Raw genomic sequence first — 1,567 nt, forward strand, 5'->3', positions numbered from 1 at the left:
ACGCAGGCACCTCCATCGCTGATGCATGCTGCCGGTTTGGCAGCACGTGCCCGCTGTTATCCGCCTATGCGAGCGCGCGCTCGGCCGGAAAGGAACGCGTCTTGAGAACAACGATCAACGGCTGGGCCTGTTGACGACCGCCCTGGTGTTGCGCGCGCTCGGGCTCGGCGATCTGCTGACGGCCGTCCCCGCGCTGCGCGCGTTACGCCGCAGCGGCCTGCGGGTCGCGCTCGCCTGCCCGCCCGAACTCAGCGAGGCCGCCGCGCTCACCGGCGCGGTGGACCGCATCATCCCGACGTACGACCAGGAGCCGATCGCCTGGCCCGGCATGTCCGAACGCGACTCCGACCTGCCGTTCATGCCCGAGCTCGCCGTCAACCTGCACGGGCCTGGCCCGCGCAGTCACCAGATCCTGCGCGACCTGCGGCCGCGGCGCATGTGGGCGTACCAGACGGAGGACTTCCGCAACGGCCCGGGCTGGGATCCCGCCGAGCACGAGGTGCACCGCTGGTGCCGCCTGGTCGACTGGTACGGCTTGCGCAGCGACCCGCGTGACCTGTCTCTGCCCACCCCGCTGGTGCCCAGTGGCTTCCCCGGTGCGGTGATCATCCATCCGGGCGCGGGATCGACCTCCCGGCGGTGGCCCGCGGAGCGTTTCGCCGACGTGGCCAAGGCGATGGCCGGGCTCGGCCTCCCGGTGGTGATCACCGGGACCCGCCGGGAGCGGCCGCTGGCGCTGCTGGTGGGGACGCGGGCCGTGTTGCCGCCGCAGGTCGTGCTGGCGGGCCGGACCACCCTGCGGGAGCTCTGCGCGCTGGTGGCGGGGGCGCGGCTGGTGATCAGCGCGGACACGGGGGTGGCGCATCTGGCCACCGCGTACGGCATCGCGTCGGTGACCGTGTTCGGGCCTGAGCCGCCCTCGCGGTGGGGACCCCCCGAGGATCAGCCCCGGCACCAGGCCCTGCATCGCGGTCCGGACCCCGCGGGCGTCAGCACCGCCGACGTGCTCGCCGCCATCGACCGCGTCCTGAAACGCCCAGAAGTAAAGGTCATGGAATAACTCGGAAGCCGTTCGCCCCCGGCGGTATCAACGAGGATGAAAGGGTAGGGGGCTCGGTATGACACAGGAACAACGGTCGCCTACCGGGAAGCCGATGGTGCCCACGACCCCGTTGGATGTCATTCACATCCGCCTGGGGTCGTATGCGCTGGTGTTCTGTCTTGCGGTGCTGGTCCTGTCGATCATGACCAGGCTGTGGTGGCTGACCGCCATCGCTGCGTTCCTCGGGGTGTTCGTGGTCATTGACATCATCCGCGCGAGCCGGCGCCAGAGTTCCCTCGGCGGCGGCCCCCAATCGGAAGGTTGACGAGCGGCTCGCACCCTCGATCTTCCGTCCACGCCCCGATCTCCCGGCATCAATGGCCGAGGCCGAGAGATCGGGGCCCACTGCTTCTTTCCCCACGACGAGTCTCAAACGTGGTTCTCCCACCCACCCAGCCCTTTGTTTAACCTCGGGCTCCGCCCGCCCCCGTCATCGCCGTGGTTGCCGGGCGACCTGACAGCCTC

At 70.2% G+C, this 1,567-nt stretch carries 2 protein-coding genes; both read left to right on the forward strand.

What is annotated here, in order from left to right; genetic code table 11:
* Positions 1–25: 25 nt before the first annotated feature.
* On the forward strand, positions 26–1,060 hold the full coding sequence (locus Amac_RS53395) for a glycosyltransferase family 9 protein (protein ID WP_155362080.1): 1,035 nt from the start codon (positions 26–28) through the stop codon (positions 1,058–1,060).
* Positions 1,061–1,154: 94 nt separating this feature from the next.
* The gene (locus Amac_RS53400; RefSeq protein ID WP_155362081.1) at positions 1,155–1,367 is read left to right on the forward strand and encodes a hypothetical protein; all 213 of its coding nucleotides are present in this window, start codon (positions 1,155–1,157) and stop codon (positions 1,365–1,367) included.
* Positions 1,368–1,567: the final 200 nt, after the last annotated feature.

It is taken from the genome of Acrocarpospora macrocephala, from assembly GCF_009687865.1.
Classification (GTDB): Bacteria; Actinomycetota; Actinomycetes; order Streptosporangiales; family Streptosporangiaceae; genus Acrocarpospora; species Acrocarpospora macrocephala.